Raw genomic sequence first — 15,424 nt, 5'->3', positions numbered from 1 at the left:
CACGTGTTACTCACCCGTCCGCCGCTAACATCCGGGAGCAAGCTCCCTTCTGTCCGCTCGACTTGCATGTATTAGGCACGCCGCCAGCGTTCGTCCTGAGCCAGGATCAAACTCTCCGAAAAAGTACAAAACCGAAGTTTTGTTTTTCGCCAGTTTGACTGACTACCTATGATGTTTCATAGGATTTTTTTATAAAAACTCGAATTAACAGGTACGTTTTGTCTTGTTTAGTTTTCAAAGATCATCTTCATCGTCTCTCAGAGGCGACTTTATTAATATAACATTCTATCAAGATAAAGTCAACAACTTTTTTCTTTATCTTATTTAATAACCGCGCTGTTTTAGCGGCGAATACAAATATAACACCTTTCGAGAGAGGAAACAAGTATTTTTTCTAAATAATTTATTTTTCCTTATCTCTTCCTATATAATCATACAAAAATTGATTGCCACAGGAATTCTCTATTGTTGATCCTGAAGGTCTTTAGTATATTTATAATAGAAGAAAACTAAATAACCGCAGGGGGAGCTTTGTGCTGAGAGTGAACACTCGTTGTTCTGACCCTTTGAACCTGTCAGTTAATACTGAAGTAGGAATGTGGATTCAATTGAATACATGTGGTGTATTCAACTCGATATGTTTTTCTATGAATAACATACTCATCCTTACACGGTCTCTCCTTGCTCAATTCATGAAAAAGGAGATTTTTTTATGCAGCAATCAAATCAATTGGTACGACTGATGGAAATCGCAATTATGACTTCACTTGCACTTGTATTAGATTACTTATCAGGTCTATTTTTAAGAATGCCAAATGGCGGATCTCTTGCGCTGATAATGATACCCGTCATTCTTATGTCTATTAGATGGGGAATATCAACCGGGTTTATCATTGGTGTGCTTATTGCAGGCCTTCAGCTGATGAATGGCCCTATTATCGCTACACCTGTTCAAGGATTTCTCGATTATTTCGTCGCATCTGTTGTCATTTCCCTAAGCGGTCTATTTTCTGGATTGATCAAAAAAGCCATTCAGGATCAAAAGCGAAAGCAGCAATTCTTCTATATTACCTTATCCGTATTTGTTGCAAGTTTCTTTAGACTGTTGACGTTCTTTATCTCTGGTGTTGTTTTCTTTTCTCATTATGCACCAAAAGGAACTCCAGGTTGGGTTTACTCTTTAATTTATAACAGCACATATATGGTTCCTTCATTTATTATTTGCAGTATCGTTCTTTGCATACTCATACCAAGTGCATCTCGTTTGGTTTTTCCTCACAAAAAATAACTGGCTGATTTCAGCTGGTTATTTTTTTATGCATAATTTGCCGCTCTATGGAATCTATTAATAGTAGAAGATTTCATGCTGGAGGTACGCCAATGAACCCTTACCCCATTATGCTGTGCTGTTATATTCTCAGTCTTGCTTATTTTTTGGCAGGTTTCTATGAAGCTTTAAAAATAGCAGGAATAAAAGGAAAAGTAGAAGCTTCTCCTTTTATCTCTTATATTTTGCTAGCTGTGCTTTTCACTTTTTTCTCTCATTATTATTGGAAGCTGACGATTTAATTCGGTGTACATGGTCATGTAATACAGACAGTTCCCACCCATACCCTATTTCATTATGTTCCTCGCCAGCCAGCTCGAACTGGCTGGTAACGACAAAATGAGGTTGAAGCTTTTGATAAAAATGCTTTGCCGAATTTTGTTCAAATACCCACAGCATTATATTCTGATACCCTTTCTCTATTAAATAACTCACTCCTTCTGCAATTAAAGCGATACCTGCTCCTGATTTCTGTTTCTCTTGCAATAAATAGATCGCGTAAAGTTCTCCATCATATGTTGAATAGCGCTCATCACGTTGTTTTCCAAAAGAAGCAAAACCAAATACCCCCTCGGCATCTTCTGCGACAAACGTCCCTTCAAGTGACCTTCTTCTCCAGCTCTCTTCTCGATCTTCTATATTTAAACCATCCAAATAATCCTGATTAATAATGCCTTGATAAGTCGTCTGCCAGCTCTTCACATGTATTTCGGCAATTTTAGGAATATCTTTTTGTACAGCATGCCTCACCTTCATCCGCGCCACTCCTTCTCACTGTTTTCACCCTATCTTCATTATGATAAATTCCTATTTCCTAAAATTCAATCAATAAAGGATATTCGTTGACATTTTGTCAACACACCTTTATATTGGGTACGACTTCTTCTATAGAAGAGTTGAAACATCATACAAAGGATGGCGTAAAAGATGGATTTTAAGACAACTGAGCTTGGGCCGCTCTTAAAGGAAAAATTGCAACAACGTTCTCTATCTTTAAGAGATCTCAGCACATACACAGGAATTGATAAAGCGACACTGTCTCGAATCATGAATGGAAAAAGAAAACCAACTTTGAATCACCTGCAGCGGCTTTCAGATTCTCTGAACATATCATTAGATCAACTATTGACTGCTGCAGGGTTTCCAGTCAAAAGCGAAAAGGTGCACGGTGATACGTTCATTCAAGCGGTAGAAGAGATCGAAAAAATACTGAAAGATCAGGACGTCTACGACGGTACATTTAGTCAGACCAAATTGAAACAAAAGTTAAACGAATACGAAGCCTATAGCCAAACAAACGAGGGAAAAGAAACGATCTCGGCAAATTTTGAGAAAAAGATGGAGACGCTAAGCGGCGTCGGACCATTCCTTCAACATTTGAAAAACATGTACAGCTTATTTATGACCGGACGGGGGACTTCTCGAGAATTAATGGTGATGGGGGGCGCACTCCTTTATTTCATTATGCCTGTTGACTTAATACCAGATTATATTTTTCCGATCGGCTATATTGATGATGCTGCGGCTGTGAAAATTGTCATAGACCAGCTGACAAATAGGTAGCAGGACAAGAAGCTATGAAAAAACAGTACAGCATTGACTTCGTACTTTTATTCACTGTGATTTGTTTATTTGTCATCAGCCTGATAGCTGTATATAGCGGATCGGGACAGTATGAAACGCAAGATATGTTTTATTTCGTCAAAAGACAAATTTTCTGGTATATCGTCGGTTTCGGCCTCATGGCAGCTGCTGCATACTTTGATTATGAACTGCTTGAGCGTTTATCTTTTCGGTTATTTGCAGGTGGTATTTTCCTCATTATTCTTGTGCATTTTTTCGGAACGAGTCAAAACGGATCCCAAAGGTGGATCAGCTTCGGTTCAATCAAAGTTCAGCCATCAGAGTTCATGAAAATTTTTGTGATCCTGCTGCTAGCGGCTGTCTTGAACCAATACAAGCATCAGCGATTTTCGTTTAAAGAAAGCATCATTCCTACAAGTAAAGTCGTTTGCTGGACCGTTGTCCCTTTTTTCCTCATCTTAATTCAGCCTGATTTAGGGACAGCGCTCGTGATATTATCCATCGCCTTTACACTGATGCTTGTGTCAGGGATTTCTAGCAAGATGATGGCCGCATTAATGGCTACTTTTCTTACACTTCTTGCATTTTTGGTCTACTTGCACAATGAACACTTTGAGCATTTTACAAAAATCATTAAGCCTCATCAGCTTGATCGCATTTATGGCTGGCTCTCTCCTGATGAATTTGATTCAACATACGGGTATCAGCTGAAACAATCGATGCTCGGCATTGGATCAGGTCAATTATCAGGAAGCGGTTTTACACAGGGGCATCAAGTACAAGGAGGTAATATCCCTGAAGCGCATACGGATTTTATATTTGCCGTTATTGGTGAGGAGTTTGGTTTTATCGGTGCCTCCCTTTTGATGTGTTTGTACTTAATGATGATTTACCGAATCATTCATGTGGCTATGCATGCTAATACGCTTTATGGATTGTACATATGTGCGGGAGTCGTTGGGCTGATCGTGTTTCAAGTTTTCCAAAACGTAGGGATGACAGTCGGTTTAATGCCTGTGACGGGACTCGCGCTTCCTTTTATCAGCTATGGGGGCAGTGCGCTTTTGACCAACATGATCGCCATTGGCCTCGTGTTTAGCGTCAATCTTAGGTCATCATCCTATATGTTTGGGCACAATTGGAATTGAAGATGATGACATTTCTTCTATCTCATCTCAAAAGAGTCGACCGCATTCTTGTTGGAACGATTGTGTTCCTCTGTTTATTTGGTTTACTGATGGTTTACAGTGCGAGTTATCCTTTAGGAGAAGTGAAGTATGAAAAGGGGAGCTATTTCTTCATCAAACAATGGCAATGGCTCCTGATTGGGGGATTCTTTTTCTTCATTGCCGCTCTGTTCCCTTATCAGATTTATCGTAAATGGATTCGGTGGCTTGTTATGCTGTCATTGTTATGCCTGATCCTAGTCCTGCTTCCTGGAATCGGTGTTGTCAAAAACAATTCCCAGCGCTGGGTTCAGTTGGGCTCTCTCATGCTCCAACCTTCTGAAGCTGTGAAACTAGTGATGGTGATCTATTTTGCCTATGTGTACGCGAAAAAACAGGCGTACATTACATCTTTTAAAAAAGGCGTACTGCCGCCACTCATTCTTTTAGGTCTTGTTTTTTTGTTGATCTTAAAGCAGCCTGATTTAGGCACAGCTGTGTCTATTTTATTAAGCTGCGGCATCATTTTATTATGCGCTGGGCTGAAAACGCACCATCTCATTTTGCTAGGATCGACTGCGGCAGCAGGTATCACATTTTTTGCAGTGACAGCTCCTTATCGTTTGAAGCGGCTGACTTCTTTTCGTGATCCTTTTCAGTATGAAGATGGAGATGGATATCAGCTGATTCATTCGTATCTCGCAATGAATTCAGGCGGGCTGACAGGGAATGGCTTAGGCGGGAGCATTCAAAAGCTAGGCTTTCTTCCTGAAGCCCATACGGATTTTATCATGGCCATCATCAGTGAAGAGCTGGGAATCATGGGGATTTTGTTTGTGATTGGTGCATATCTACTCATCATGTATCGCGCTATGCGAATTGTGCAGGCTTTACACGACCCTTTTGGAAAGCTGTTAACGATCGGGCTCACGTTTCAAATCATGCTCCAAGCAGTCTTTAATTTAGGCGCTGTCTTTGGTCTTCTTCCAATCACAGGCATTCCGCTTCCCTTTATTAGTTATGGCGGCTCCTCCCTAGTGTTCATGATGATATCTGCTGGTATTCTCGTGAATCTTTCTTCATATGTAAAGAGGAATCCATATCAGGCGCATGCCAAATAGACACCTTCTGATGGAAGGTGTCTCTGGTTGTTGACAAAGGGCTAAATGGGTTTTATTTTAGCCCTTTGTCTTCTATTCAGCGTGATAGAAAACCTTTGAAGTCTAGGAAGGACGAGTACTGGCGCGGAGCGAATTAGACATTCGTGAGCACCAGCGCGCAGGACTGACAACGAATGCAAGGGTTTGTCTACACGCTGAGACACCTTCTGATGGAAGGTGTCTATTATGTTTATTCTTCTATTTGATGATCAGCGATCTCTTTTTTTCTTGGCTGTTTGATTTCATTCGTTAGTTCCTGAATGCTTTGTTTCACATTGCCTTTACCGGAAAAGTTCTCAATAATTTCTTTGACATCAATTCCAGAGGATGCTTTCAGGCTTTCTTGCAGACTGGACATGAGGTTTGTAGCATAGCCAGTGACCTTATTGGCACCGCTGCCTTCGCCGTTACCTCCCGTATCCACAACAGTAATTTTATCAATGTTAGAAAGTGGTGCAGATACTTGCTTCGCATATTCAGGAAGCATTTTCACAATCATATCAAGGATCGCTGCCTGACCATACTGTTCGAATGCTTCAGCGATTTTCTCTTTGGCTTCGGCTTCCGCAAGTCCTTTCAGTCTAATGACTTCTGCTTCGGTTTCCCCTTTCGCACGATCAGCTTCCGCTTTGGCAAGCCCGTCAATTCGGACTTTCTCAGCTTCTGCCTTTGCCATTGCTTCAATGCTGTATTTCTTGGCATCTGCTTCAGCGAGGCGTTTCGCTTTTTCCGCCGCAGCTGACTGCTCAACAGCATAACGATCCGCATCTGCTTTCTTTTTCACTTCAGAATCGTATTGACGCTCACGACGCTGGATCTCTTTTTCTTCTAATTCAATTTGCTTCTGACGTTCAATGATTTTCACTTGCATTTCTTGTTCAGTTACGTGCTGACGGTTACGAGCTGTTTCAAGATCGTACGCTTGGTCGGCACTTGCTTTCGCTGTATCCTGTTCACGTCTGAATTCTGCTCTTTTCAGCTCATTGACCTTTTCTGCTTCAGCGATTTCAGTAGCACGCTCAAGCTCAGATTTCTTCGCATCTTTATCTGCTTCGGCACGTTTGATACGTGTTTCCTTATCCGCTTCAGCTGTTGCAATATCTGCATCGCGTTTCACTTGGGCAATTCTCGGTTTACCTAGTGATTCTAAATAGCCATTTTTATCACGGACATCTTTGATCGTGAACGACACAATGACGAGGCCCATTTTCGCTAAATCTTGAGAAGCGACACGCTGTACTTCTTGAGAAAATTTTTCTCTGTTTTTATAAATCTCTTCGACTGTCATTGATCCTAAGATGGAGCGAAGGTGTCCTTCTAGTACTTCTCTCGCTTCGTTTTCGCGGTCTTCTTTTGTTTTACCTAAAAATTGCTCTGCAGCAGTAGCAATTTCTTCAATCGATCCGCCAATTTTAATGATGGCCGTTCCGTCCGCCATGACCGGTACACCTTGTTCGGTATAGACTTCAGGCGTTGAAACATCTAGCTTGCTAGATAGTAAGCTGAGCGGCTCTGCTTGTTGAAAAACAGGGAGCACAAAGGTACCTCCGCCTCTTACAATCTTAATCTTGTTTCCACCTTCATCCACGTGGACATTTTTACTTCCTAGGTAACTTCCTGTGACAATTAACGCTTCATCTGGACCTGCTGTCCGGTATTTCGAAACAAATACACCAATAAGTGCAATAAGAATCACAAGCACAATTCCAATGATAATCAAAATGGTTGTTCCTGGCATAGCATTCCCTCCTAGATTTCTTCATTTGGTATAACTGATAAGACGCCTTTGTTCACTTCGACGACCAGCACCCGGGTTCCATATGGAATATCCTCTTCGTCGAAACTGACGGCAGGCTTTGAGATTTTCCCGCTATTACTAATTAACAGCACCTCTCCAAACCCGTCTTTTGGAACAGATACAATGATCTCCCCAGTTCTTCCTTTTAAGTCGGCCTCTGTATATGAAAGAGATTCTTCAGCAGAGGAAAGCGGGACTAAGACAAATACATTCAAACAGGTCACAAGGACCACTGCGAGGATGGCAGATAATACTGCGCCAAGTCCACTCTCTACAATTGCTGTTTTTTCAGAGATAAACCCTCCAGCCGAGAAAAAGGTAAGAAATGCGAGGATCAATGTTGGTTGAAGGAATGAAACAGGAATCGCTTCAAACAATCCATCAAATACATCGCCGAAAAAGACGAAAACTAGTGTCAGGATTCCTGATATCATCAATATGTATAAATACAGCGTCTCAAGCGGCAGCCCGAACACATCCATCTTCCTCACCCTTTCTTCATGAAATGAACAGCCTTTGTTTCATTTAGACCATGCTCACCTCCAATGTATTCCTTCTAACAGGTAATACGAACCACTTTTGTAAAGGTTTCAAATTTCCTCACAATTCTTCACAGGAATTCCCCGATAGCTCAAGAATGATTGTCATGTACCACTATGTTAAAATTTGATCTTGAGGTGATGAAAATGAGTTTATTACATGAGGCAAGACAAGAATTGTGGCAAAAGCTGCAAGGTTTGAACGAAGAACAATTGAATCAAAAATTATCTGATGATACTTGGAGTATTCAAGAGGTGGCAGATCACTTAAAGAAGATGGATCTCATGGCAGCAAAACATCTAGCTGCTGAGGGAAAAAAAGCACCGATCAAGGAATATGAGCCAAAGCCGGTGGAAATGGCAGAGGACCGTTCTAGAAAAGCCACTGCGCCTAGAATTGTTGAGCCTGAACGCAAGCATGTGACACCTACACATTTAAAGGATGAGCTCGATACAGCACGTGAACAGCTCAATCAAATTTTATCAACGTTTACTGAGGAAGATTTCAAACGTGTCATTGCGCACCCGGTGTTTGAAGAGTTATCCCTTAAGCAATATCTTGATTTTATCGGCGCACACGAAAAACGTCATATTCATCAAATCAAAGAAATTAAAGAACAGCTATAAGACATAAAGAAGACTCCCTTTTGGGAGCCTTTTTTCATTGTTACACTGTTTTCGGTGTTAGATCAAAACAGCGAGCATAAATCCAGTTGTACGCTTTTTCATTTAGATCTCTTGGGTTTCCAATTGTTTGCGGATCTTTCATGGCTTCTTTAGATAAACGGTCAATCATATCTTTTGATACACCTTGTTCTTCTAATGAAGGAACTTCTAGATCTTCCACTAAATCATACATCCAGTTCACAGCAGCTTTTGCTGCTTCCTCTGTAGACATTCTGCTTGTATCAATGCCGAACGCTTGCGCAATACGAGCGAATTTTTCCGGATACCCTTTCCAGTTATACTCCATCACCGGTCCCATCATTGCTGCTACACACTGGCCATGCGCTACAGGAATAATACCTCCGAGTGTTTGACTCATCGCATGCGCAGCTCCAGCTGACTCGCTTCCATAAGAAAGCCCGGCAAGCATTGCAGCTTGTGCCATTCCATATCTAGCTTCTAGGTCCTCACCATCAGCAAAAGCACGGCGGATATAATGAGCAGCATATTCAATGGCCATGAGCGCTACCGCATCTGTAATAGGCTGAGCAAATTTCATCGTATAGCATTCGATAGCGTGAGCAAGCGCATCAATTCCAGTCATTGCTGTCACATGAGGAGGCATGGATACATGAAGCTCTGGGTCAATCACTGTGAGGTGAGCTGCAATGAGTGGTCCACCTGTGTTGAATTTAAATTCTCTTTCTTCATCCGTAATTACTGCCCACTGCGTAACTTCTGAACCTGTACCAGCCGTGGTCGGAATGGTGGTTAAAGGTGGGATTCTGTTTTCAAGCGGTTTTTTCCCCTCTGCCGCTTCGTAATCAAGGACTGAGCCTTCGTGAGTCACCTCTACTCCGATTGCCTTCGCTGTATCCATTGAGCTTCCGCCGCCTACAGCGACTAATCCATTACAGCCTTCTTTTTCATATAACGCAGATCCTTCATTCACTAAACGGACTGGCGGGTTTGGCTCTACTTTATCAAATAGGATCACATCGATTTGTGCTTCTTTTAATGAAGCAACCACTGGGTCTACTACGCCCGCTTGATAAATACCAGGGTCTGTTACAAGCAATACCTTCGAGACACCGTATGCTTTCACTTCTTCCCCAACATGTTTCACTGCACCGATGCCATGTTTGATGACAGTCGGGATTTCAAATGTGTGGAATTTCTGCATGCTTTCAATTTTCATATTTAATGTCATATAGAATCTCCTCCAAATGTGTGATATTTATTTAAACCAATGAACCTCTTCAGGTTTCGTATTTCGGTATACATGCTTCAGTTCCGTATATTCCTCAAGTCCGGTGCGTCCTAATTCACGTCCAAGACCTGACTGCTTATATCCACCCCAAGGTGCTTGAGCGAAATAAGGATGGAAATCATTGATCCAAACTGTGCCTAACCTTAATTGACGAGCCACTCTTTCGGCTTTTCCAATATCAGAAGACCACACAGCTCCTGCTAATCCATAAATCGTATCATTTGCCAGCTCGATCACTTCTTCCTCTGTTCGGAAGGATTCGACTGTCAATACTGGGCCAAAGACCTCTTCTTGGACAATCCGCATCTCTGACGTACAGCCTGAGAAAATCGTTGGCAAGTAGAAGAACCCATTTGAAAGCTCCTCTGTGTCAGGTCTTTTTCCGCCTGTTTCTAATCTTGCGCCTTCATCTAACCCAATGCTGACGTATTTCTCTACTTTTTCTCGATGCTCAGCTGAGATGAGCGGCCCGCTTTGGGTTTCTTCATCAAAGCCGTTGCCTAGCTTGATTTTTTTCGTACGCTTCACCAGTTCTTCTAAAAATTCATCATGAATGGATTCTTCCACTAGCAAACGTGAACCTGCTGAACATACTTGCCCTGCATGGAAAAACACAGCATTCATTGCCTGGTCAACCGCTACGTCTAAATCAGCATCTTGAAACACAATATTCGGATTTTTCCCGCCGAGCTCAAGGGCGATTTTCTTCACATTCCCACTGGCTCCCTGCATGATTTTCTTGCCTGTTTCAATACCGCCTGTAAATGAAATCAAATCTACATGTTCATTCACAGCAAGCTCATCGCCAACCGTTGCCCCTGGTCCAAGGACTAGGTTTGCAACTCCTGCTGGAATGCCTGCTTCTTCCATGAGTTGGAATATTTTGATCGTGGTGAGTGGTGTAATTTCACTTGGTTTTAAAACGATTGTGTTCCCTGCTGCAAGAGCAGGAGCGATTTTCCAGCTTGCTTGAAGCAATGGATAGTTCCAAGGAGTGATTTGCCCGCATACACCGACTGGCTCTCTGACTAATTCACTTTTTGAGTTCGGGATTGGTGACGCAATGATTTCCCCGCCATCTTTGTCAGCCAGACCTGCGTAATATTGGAACACGTTCGCAATATCGTCCATATCTGCTTTGCTTTCCTCTAATGTTTTACCAGTATCAAGCGATTCCAATTTGGCTAGTTCATCAAGATCACGTCTAATCAACTCTGCAATCTTAAACACCATATTTCCTCTTTCAAGTCCAGGCTGATTTGCCCAGTCCCCTTGATCGAAGGCTTTTCTCGCTGCTTTGATGGCTAGCTGCGCATCATTTCTTGATCCTTCGCTGACTGTCGCGATCACTTCTTGATTAAATGGATTGATGATATCCCGTGTGTCGCCACTTTTGGCGCCAACCCATTGTCCATCTATAAATAGTGTTTGACTCATAGAAGGAACCTCCTCTGATTCTCTTTGGTAAGTTTGTTAAATAAAAATTTAACGTTTTGAACATAATTAACTTATCATGTTCAAATTTTTCTGTCAAAGGGAGATAGGCTTCATTTATTTTGACATTTTGTATTCTTTCGTTAACATATAGTCCATAAAGATTTTTTTGAACGTATTGAATTCTCTTAATAGAAAGCAGGGACAAGATGAAAAAGCAGGAACAGCCACAAGCAGAAGATCGTATTTTAGCTGCTAAAGATCTAGTCATTGATTCCATAGCTGAAACAATGGATCTCTATGGCATTACACGAAGTGCAGGTATTCTCTATGGGACCATGTATTTAAATGAGGAAATGACGCTCGATGAAATGCGTGAAGAGCTGCAAATGAGCAAGCCAAGTATGAGTACGGGTGTGAAAAAACTGCAAGATATGAATATTGTCAAAAAGACGTTTCACCGGGGCCGAAGAAAACACAGCTTTGTTGCTGAAAAAGACTTTTTTAAGTTTTTCACGAACTTCTTTCCGCAAAAATGGGAACGGGAGGTCGAGGTCAATTTAGCGGCGATTGAAGAAGCGCAAGAGCGGCTTCAAGAGGTTGCTAGTGATGATCAGTTGGAGGAACATGTAAGAGAGGAAGCGCAGCAGCTTCTTGAACAGCTTGAAAGCTCGAAAGCCTATTATGACTGGCTGAGACGCTTAGCGGACTCTGTACAATCAGGGGAGATCTTCGACTATATTCCGATTGATCAGAAAGATAAATAGGCGATATGTTTGCGTTTTACAGCTTGAATTTTACAGGAGGATTGATTATAATAAATTATGTCGTCATACTTCGGGGCATTAGCTCAGCTGGGAGAGCGCTACGCTGGCAGCGTAGAGGTCAGCGGTTCGATCCCGCTATGCTCCATCCGAAAAACCATTCTTGAGAGATCAAGGATGGTTTTTTATGTATATATTTCTTAAAGTTGTGTTTGTTCTTTGTTTTTTCTTAACCTTATTATCTTTATGATTCGGTACATGATCACAGAGACATAAGCCGTGATGAGAATGATTGTGTAAGACACAGGAAAATCGCTCGTCATTCCGTGATAAACGAAATAGATGAGCAGCACTGACAGCATGATGACTTGGAACAGTTCCTTTTTCATTTTACTCTCCCCTTATGATAGATTCGGTCGATTATATCACAAATGATGTCATTTTTTATTAGCTATCAGCAAGGAAAAATCCCTTCACCTGCTGATAGCACTTTATGAATGATCACTTTTTCAGCAATTGTTCCATTTTGTTCTTCGTCTTTGGTCCGTATATCCCGTCTGCCGCTAAGCCGTTCATGAGCTGAAACCGCTTGACCGCATTCGCCGTTTTCGGTCCATAATAGCCATCAATCCCATTGTTTTTTGCTCCTTTGTCTGGGTAAAAATAGAGGGAAGATAAGGCTTTTTGCACGGCTGTCACTTGAGATCCTTTTGTCAAGGGCTTGGTTATTTTTAAAATGCCAGATGGCAAATTTGACGATTTCTGTTTGGTCACGGGTGCTTTGTCTTTGTGGCTCAGGCTCTCTGTTCGGACTGGCTTTCTTGTGCTTTTGCTGTCGGTATGAGCTGTGGCTATTCCAGCTTTAAATTGATCCCATCGTCCGAGCAATTTCCTTGGACATTCTTTCCCACTCCAATGTTTATGGGGCACTACATTTGATAAAGGAATCCCCAAATCGCCCATCAGTTTCCGAATGAGCCATTGAGCATTTTCGACTGCTTGTTCAAAGTTGCCGTCTGTATTTTCACAAATTTCAATTCCGATTGATTTCATATTGCCAGAGCCTCTGCCATCCCCTGCGTGCCAGCCGTTTTCGTTTAATGGTAAATGCTGATAAATGACCTGATCGTCGACAGTGTAATGCCAGCTGACCCCAGTACTTGAACGTGCAACAAACGCAGCGTGACTCCCCGCATTTGCACCTTTTGCAGTGTTAGAGGTATTATGCACCGTAATATAGAGAGGCTTCATCCTATTTCTTGGTCTGTTGCGGTTGTGTTTTGGAATGTAGGCTTGAATGATATTGACCATATTGTTTCTCCTTCAACTATTATTTTGTTAGCCCTCTTTGTTTCAGGGTATCTTTTTGTAATTGACCTTTGTAGGTCACATAATTGTTTTTAAACCAAGCGATAATAGCTGTCACCATCGTAAAAATGGTGGAACCTGCTACATATAGTGCCTCACCGGCTGTTTGTACTTGCTCCTCACTAATCGGCAGCACCGTCTGTCCAAACATGACAAGCGTTTGATTGATGAGTGCAATAAAAAGAAGCACTGTGCGAATCACAGTGCCTTTGTCGAATGTTTTCATGATTTTTACCTCCTATTTTAAATTCCGTTCAATTTTGTCGAGTTTATCGATCACGACGTCATACTTCTCACTAAACTTTGCTAACACTTCATTTTGCGCCTCGATTTGCTCATTGAGCTTATTTTCACGTTCTTTTGTTGTGTTGAGAACATAAAACAGAATCCAGCAAAAGAGAACGGCAAACGGGCCTTGTGTCATTAAGTTTTGGACGACATCTACTTCCATTGGAATCACCTTCTTTCTGGAAAAAAATAAAGCCATTAGGCTTCGTATTTTTCTCCTGTTATGTCTTGATAGTCATCTGCCGAGATCCAGCCAACGCTTACATAAAATGCAATGTCCTCTGGACCGTAACACTGCCAGTCCCAAAATTGTTTAATATCTGCTACAGTTGGAAAGATCATTCTGAAGCCCCCCCTTTTTGCATAGCCAATAGCTGCGTTAATTGTTTTGATAATAAAGCATTTTGTTTCTTTAAAAGTTCTATATCACTTGGCGGGAGAGGGGCTGGTTTTAGGCTATCTATATACTCCTGTGTCGCTGATTCATACCATTGCTGTTTTTCCACATCAAATGCAGCTTTATAAAAAGAAGGATTATTGGGTGGTGCAATTGTTGTGCATTGATCTGGAATAACATAATTTCCTTCATCATCCCTCTCGAACACTTCTATAGGTCTGACCAATTCATATTTATGGTTGTATTCATAGGCTTGTATCATTTTTATCACTTCCTTAATTTAATGGGATGACTGTGTCTAAATAGTAGCCAGTTACCGCACTGTCATTTGCTGCTAGTAACCCAGTTAACTTTAGCTCTCCTGTCTTATATATAAGTAATTTACTATGACCTGTTGTACCTGATACTGGAACTGATACTACAAGACCTTTCTCCGGTAAACCCGCAGCTGGAATCCATCCACAAATGACTTCTCTATTTGCTTTTAGGTGGCCTCTCAGCAATAATAAATTTCCCCATTTCACATATTCAACTGCTCTATCCCCTATAGATGAACTTTTATCTAAGGTAACACTAAGCCACGTGACATTTTCAAACTCAGCATTTGTCATTAGCTGTTTCCATCCTCTGAAAACCCCATCTGTATGAGTAGTTCCGTACCAATGGCTATTATCGTAGCTTCGACTAACATGAAATGTTTTGCGGTTATTTCCCGTTTCTATAATATCTACATTAAACCACGAAGCATCGGTCGTTGATGGCATATTCACTGCGTTCGTTCCAGAGACATAATAAAAGCCAGATGGCAGCGTTAATATATCTGTACCAGTAGGGATAAGCATTCTATTTCCATTCGCCTTCAATAACGAATGCTCATTCAACCTCTTCCATCCGCTCCATTCTTGCTGAGTACCGGTAACATCTGTCGTGGATCGATTGATGTACACATCACCTGTATTGTTTGCCCCAATAATCCAGCCATAGGTATTTTCACTAAAGACTGATAAAGCTCTCATAGAACTTCTTGTGGGCAAATCAGGATGTGCTTCGTGGATATACCAAGAATGCACGCCCGGTAATTTGATGAGTTTATCTAAAATACTAGGATCGTTTGCATTAATTCTTTCGTATGCTTTTCCATCGTCAGCGGTAATTTTAGATAATTGCCCTGCGTCCCATTTATTTTTTTCATTTTGAGTAGGCATTTGCAGCCAATTGATCGCAATGTCATTCTCATGATAGGAGAAACAAAATACATTCCTTGATGTGTCAATTGCGATTCCTACGCCGATATTATTTTGACCTACTAGCTGAAAGCCTCTTAATGCAGCATTACCTATAGCAGGAGAATCGACTACTCCAGAACCCCCTGGGGCATAGAAAGAGCAGGCACCCAACGATTTAATCCCGTTATAAATGCTGCCGCCAGCTGGGATATTGATTAACTGGGATCCGTTATCATTTGTCAATTTATATAGCTGGGCTTGATTCCATTTCTTCTTTTCTGTTTCAGATGCATGTGCTCTCGCATCATTTGTATGTTTTAAGAACTGCTCTAATAATCCATGATCATTTTCAAGAAGTACTTTGACCATGTCATTAAATAAATCGGCATGTGCTTTATCATTTATCTCAAAAGGTTTGGGTTCTTTTATTTCCATTT

At 41.4% G+C, this 15,424-nt stretch carries 18 protein-coding genes, 1 tRNA gene, 1 rRNA gene and 1 riboswitch; of the genes, 7 read left to right on the top strand and 13 right to left on the bottom strand.

The window, feature by feature from the left end:
* Window positions 1-122: ribosomal RNA gene (locus ACP7A0_RS09955) — 16S ribosomal RNA — on the bottom strand; the annotation flags it as partial.
* A gap of 390 nt (window positions 123-512) precedes the next feature.
* Window positions 513-614: riboswitch (TPP riboswitch) on the top strand.
* 98 nt (window positions 615-712) lie between these two features.
* On the opposite strand from ACP7A0_RS09955, the gene thiT reads away from it, so the two are divergent.
* On the top strand, window positions 713-1,288 hold the full coding sequence (thiT, locus tag ACP7A0_RS09950; protein WP_034659700.1) for an energy-coupled thiamine transporter ThiT: 576 nt from the start codon (window positions 713-715) through the stop codon (window positions 1,286-1,288).
* A gap of 240 nt (window positions 1,289-1,528) precedes the next feature.
* Here thiT and ACP7A0_RS09945 read toward each other — a convergent pair whose 3' ends face one another.
* Window positions 1,529-2,083, bottom strand: a complete 555-nt coding sequence (locus ACP7A0_RS09945) for a GNAT family N-acetyltransferase (RefSeq protein WP_066030506.1) — start codon at window positions 2,081-2,083, stop codon at window positions 1,529-1,531.
* A gap of 171 nt (window positions 2,084-2,254) precedes the next feature.
* Between ACP7A0_RS09945 and ACP7A0_RS09940 the strand changes: the two genes are divergently transcribed.
* From ACP7A0_RS09940 to ftsW, 3 genes are read left to right on the top strand one after another with little or no spacing between them, the layout of a single operon-like run.
* The gene (locus ACP7A0_RS09940; RefSeq protein ID WP_060597120.1) at window positions 2,255-2,890 is read left to right on the top strand and encodes a helix-turn-helix domain-containing protein; all 636 of its coding nucleotides are present in this window, start codon (window positions 2,255-2,257) and stop codon (window positions 2,888-2,890) included.
* A 14-nt stretch (window positions 2,891-2,904) separates the two neighbouring features.
* The gene (rodA, locus tag ACP7A0_RS09935) at window positions 2,905-4,059 is read left to right on the top strand and encodes a rod shape-determining protein RodA (RefSeq protein WP_106030398.1); all 1,155 of its coding nucleotides are present in this window, start codon (window positions 2,905-2,907) and stop codon (window positions 4,057-4,059) included.
* A gap of 5 nt (window positions 4,060-4,064) precedes the next feature.
* On the top strand, window positions 4,065-5,198 hold the full coding sequence (gene ftsW, locus ACP7A0_RS09930) for a putative lipid II flippase FtsW (RefSeq protein ID WP_106156759.1): 1,134 nt from the start codon (window positions 4,065-4,067) through the stop codon (window positions 5,196-5,198).
* Between the two features lie 229 nt (window positions 5,199-5,427).
* Here ftsW and ACP7A0_RS09925 read toward each other — a convergent pair whose 3' ends face one another.
* Entirely contained in the window at window positions 5,428-6,975 is a 1,548-nt protein-coding gene (locus ACP7A0_RS09925) for a flotillin family protein (protein ID WP_060597126.1), read from the bottom strand.
* 11 nt (window positions 6,976-6,986) lie between these two features.
* Window positions 6,987-7,517, bottom strand: a complete 531-nt coding sequence (locus tag ACP7A0_RS09920) for a hypothetical protein (protein ID WP_340874214.1) — start codon at window positions 7,515-7,517, stop codon at window positions 6,987-6,989.
* 204 nt (window positions 7,518-7,721) lie between these two features.
* Between ACP7A0_RS09920 and ACP7A0_RS09915 the strand changes: the two genes are divergently transcribed.
* Window positions 7,722-8,201 carry a DinB family protein gene (locus ACP7A0_RS09915; RefSeq protein WP_060597213.1) on the top strand — a complete coding sequence of 160 codons (480 nt, stop codon included), beginning with the start codon at window positions 7,722-7,724 and terminating at the stop codon, window positions 8,199-8,201.
* A gap of 40 nt (window positions 8,202-8,241) precedes the next feature.
* Here ACP7A0_RS09915 and ACP7A0_RS09910 read toward each other — a convergent pair whose 3' ends face one another.
* On the bottom strand, window positions 8,242-9,450 hold the full coding sequence (locus tag ACP7A0_RS09910) for an iron-containing alcohol dehydrogenase (RefSeq protein WP_340874217.1): 1,209 nt from the start codon (window positions 9,448-9,450) through the stop codon (window positions 8,242-8,244).
* 27 nt (window positions 9,451-9,477) lie between these two features.
* On the bottom strand, window positions 9,478-10,947 hold the full coding sequence (gene betB / locus ACP7A0_RS09905; protein WP_375566203.1) for a betaine-aldehyde dehydrogenase: 1,470 nt from the start codon (window positions 10,945-10,947) through the stop codon (window positions 9,478-9,480).
* A 206-nt stretch (window positions 10,948-11,153) separates the two neighbouring features.
* On the opposite strand from betB, the gene cudC reads away from it, so the two are divergent.
* Together cudC and ACP7A0_RS09895 are read left to right on the top strand one after the other, a co-directional pair.
* Window positions 11,154-11,711 (top strand): choline uptake/conversion transcriptional regulator CudC, encoded by a 558-nt coding sequence (cudC, locus tag ACP7A0_RS09900; protein ID WP_034659712.1) that lies wholly within the window; start codon window positions 11,154-11,156, stop codon window positions 11,709-11,711.
* A gap of 72 nt (window positions 11,712-11,783) precedes the next feature.
* A tRNA-Ala gene (locus ACP7A0_RS09895) sits at window positions 11,784-11,856 on the top strand.
* A gap of 52 nt (window positions 11,857-11,908) precedes the next feature.
* On the opposite strand, the gene ACP7A0_RS09890 is transcribed toward ACP7A0_RS09895, so the two are convergent.
* From ACP7A0_RS09890 to ACP7A0_RS09860, 7 genes are all read right to left on the bottom strand, one after another.
* Window positions 11,909-12,097 carry a hypothetical protein gene (locus tag ACP7A0_RS09890; RefSeq protein WP_060597132.1) on the bottom strand — a complete coding sequence of 63 codons (189 nt, stop codon included), beginning with the start codon at window positions 12,095-12,097 and terminating at the stop codon, window positions 11,909-11,911.
* Between the two features lie 112 nt (window positions 12,098-12,209).
* The gene (locus tag ACP7A0_RS09885; protein ID WP_375566205.1) at window positions 12,210-13,019 is read right to left on the bottom strand and encodes a peptidoglycan recognition protein family protein; all 810 of its coding nucleotides are present in this window, start codon (window positions 13,017-13,019) and stop codon (window positions 12,210-12,212) included.
* Between the two features lie 19 nt (window positions 13,020-13,038).
* Window positions 13,039-13,302: a phage holin gene (locus tag ACP7A0_RS09880; RefSeq protein ID WP_003212734.1), complete on the bottom strand. Its 264-nt coding sequence runs from the start codon at window positions 13,300-13,302 to the stop codon at window positions 13,039-13,041.
* Between the two features lie 12 nt (window positions 13,303-13,314).
* Window positions 13,315-13,527: a BhlA/UviB family holin-like peptide gene (locus tag ACP7A0_RS09875; protein WP_034317366.1), complete on the bottom strand. Its 213-nt coding sequence runs from the start codon at window positions 13,525-13,527 to the stop codon at window positions 13,315-13,317.
* A 35-nt stretch (window positions 13,528-13,562) separates the two neighbouring features.
* On the bottom strand, window positions 13,563-13,706 hold the full coding sequence (locus ACP7A0_RS09870) for an XkdX family protein (RefSeq protein WP_170938425.1): 144 nt from the start codon (window positions 13,704-13,706) through the stop codon (window positions 13,563-13,565).
* Window positions 13,703-14,023: a hypothetical protein gene (locus ACP7A0_RS09865; protein ID WP_095285866.1), complete on the bottom strand. Its 321-nt coding sequence runs from the start codon at window positions 14,021-14,023 to the stop codon at window positions 13,703-13,705. The genes ACP7A0_RS09870 and ACP7A0_RS09865 overlap by 4 nt, the downstream gene beginning before the upstream one ends.
* Before the next feature lie 13 nt (window positions 14,024-14,036).
* Window positions 14,037-15,422 (bottom strand): hypothetical protein, encoded by a 1,386-nt coding sequence (locus ACP7A0_RS09860; RefSeq protein ID WP_375566207.1) that lies wholly within the window; start codon window positions 15,420-15,422, stop codon window positions 14,037-14,039.
* Window positions 15,423-15,424: the final 2 nt, after the last annotated feature.

The organism is Bacillus sp. DWP3-1, assembly GCF_049896565.1.
Classification (GTDB): Bacteria; Bacillota; Bacilli; order Bacillales; family Bacillaceae; genus Bacillus.
Note: the sequence above shows the minus strand (reverse complement) of the source record. Positions and strands in the feature narration are given on the sequence as shown.

Bases quoted from the DNA above. Each gene is read 5' to 3' on its own strand.
- ACP7A0_RS09880 (WP_003212734.1), bottom strand. From the start codon at position 13,302: ATGAAAACATTCGACAAAGGCACTGTGATTCGCACAGTGCTTCTTTTT.
- ACP7A0_RS09890 (WP_060597132.1), bottom strand. From the start codon at position 12,097: ATGAAAAAGGAACTGTTCCAAGTCATCATGCTGTCAGTGCTGCTCATC.
- ACP7A0_RS09885 (WP_375566205.1), bottom strand. From the start codon at position 13,019: ATGGTCAATATCATTCAAGCCTACATTCCAAAACACAACCGCAACAGA.
- ACP7A0_RS09875 (WP_034317366.1), bottom strand. From the start codon at position 13,527: ATGGAAGTAGATGTCGTCCAAAACTTAATGACACAAGGCCCGTTTGCC.
- betB (WP_375566203.1), bottom strand. From the start codon at position 10,947: ATGAGTCAAACACTATTTATAGATGGACAATGGGTTGGCGCCAAAAGT.
- ACP7A0_RS09860 (WP_375566207.1), bottom strand. From the start codon at position 15,422: ATGGAAATAAAAGAACCCAAACCTTTTGAGATAAATGATAAAGCACAT.
- ACP7A0_RS09865 (WP_095285866.1), bottom strand. From the start codon at position 14,023: ATGATACAAGCCTATGAATACAACCATAAATATGAATTGGTCAGACCT.
- ACP7A0_RS09910 (WP_340874217.1), bottom strand. From the start codon at position 9,450: ATGACATTAAATATGAAAATTGAAAGCATGCAGAAATTCCACACATTT.
- ACP7A0_RS09920 (WP_340874214.1), bottom strand. From the start codon at position 7,517: ATGGATGTGTTCGGGCTGCCGCTTGAGACGCTGTATTTATACATATTG.
- thiT (WP_034659700.1), top strand. From the start codon at position 713: ATGCAGCAATCAAATCAATTGGTACGACTGATGGAAATCGCAATTATG.
- ftsW (WP_106156759.1), top strand. From the start codon at position 4,065: ATGACATTTCTTCTATCTCATCTCAAAAGAGTCGACCGCATTCTTGTT.
- ACP7A0_RS09915 (WP_060597213.1), top strand. From the start codon at position 7,722: ATGAGTTTATTACATGAGGCAAGACAAGAATTGTGGCAAAAGCTGCAA.
- ACP7A0_RS09945 (WP_066030506.1), bottom strand. From the start codon at position 2,083: ATGAAGGTGAGGCATGCTGTACAAAAAGATATTCCTAAAATTGCCGAA.
- ACP7A0_RS09940 (WP_060597120.1), top strand. From the start codon at position 2,255: ATGGATTTTAAGACAACTGAGCTTGGGCCGCTCTTAAAGGAAAAATTG.
- ACP7A0_RS09870 (WP_170938425.1), bottom strand. From the start codon at position 13,706: ATGATCTTTCCAACTGTAGCAGATATTAAACAATTTTGGGACTGGCAG.
- cudC (WP_034659712.1), top strand. From the start codon at position 11,154: ATGAAAAAGCAGGAACAGCCACAAGCAGAAGATCGTATTTTAGCTGCT.
- ACP7A0_RS09925 (WP_060597126.1), bottom strand. From the start codon at position 6,975: ATGCCAGGAACAACCATTTTGATTATCATTGGAATTGTGCTTGTGATT.
- rodA (WP_106030398.1), top strand. From the start codon at position 2,905: ATGAAAAAACAGTACAGCATTGACTTCGTACTTTTATTCACTGTGATT.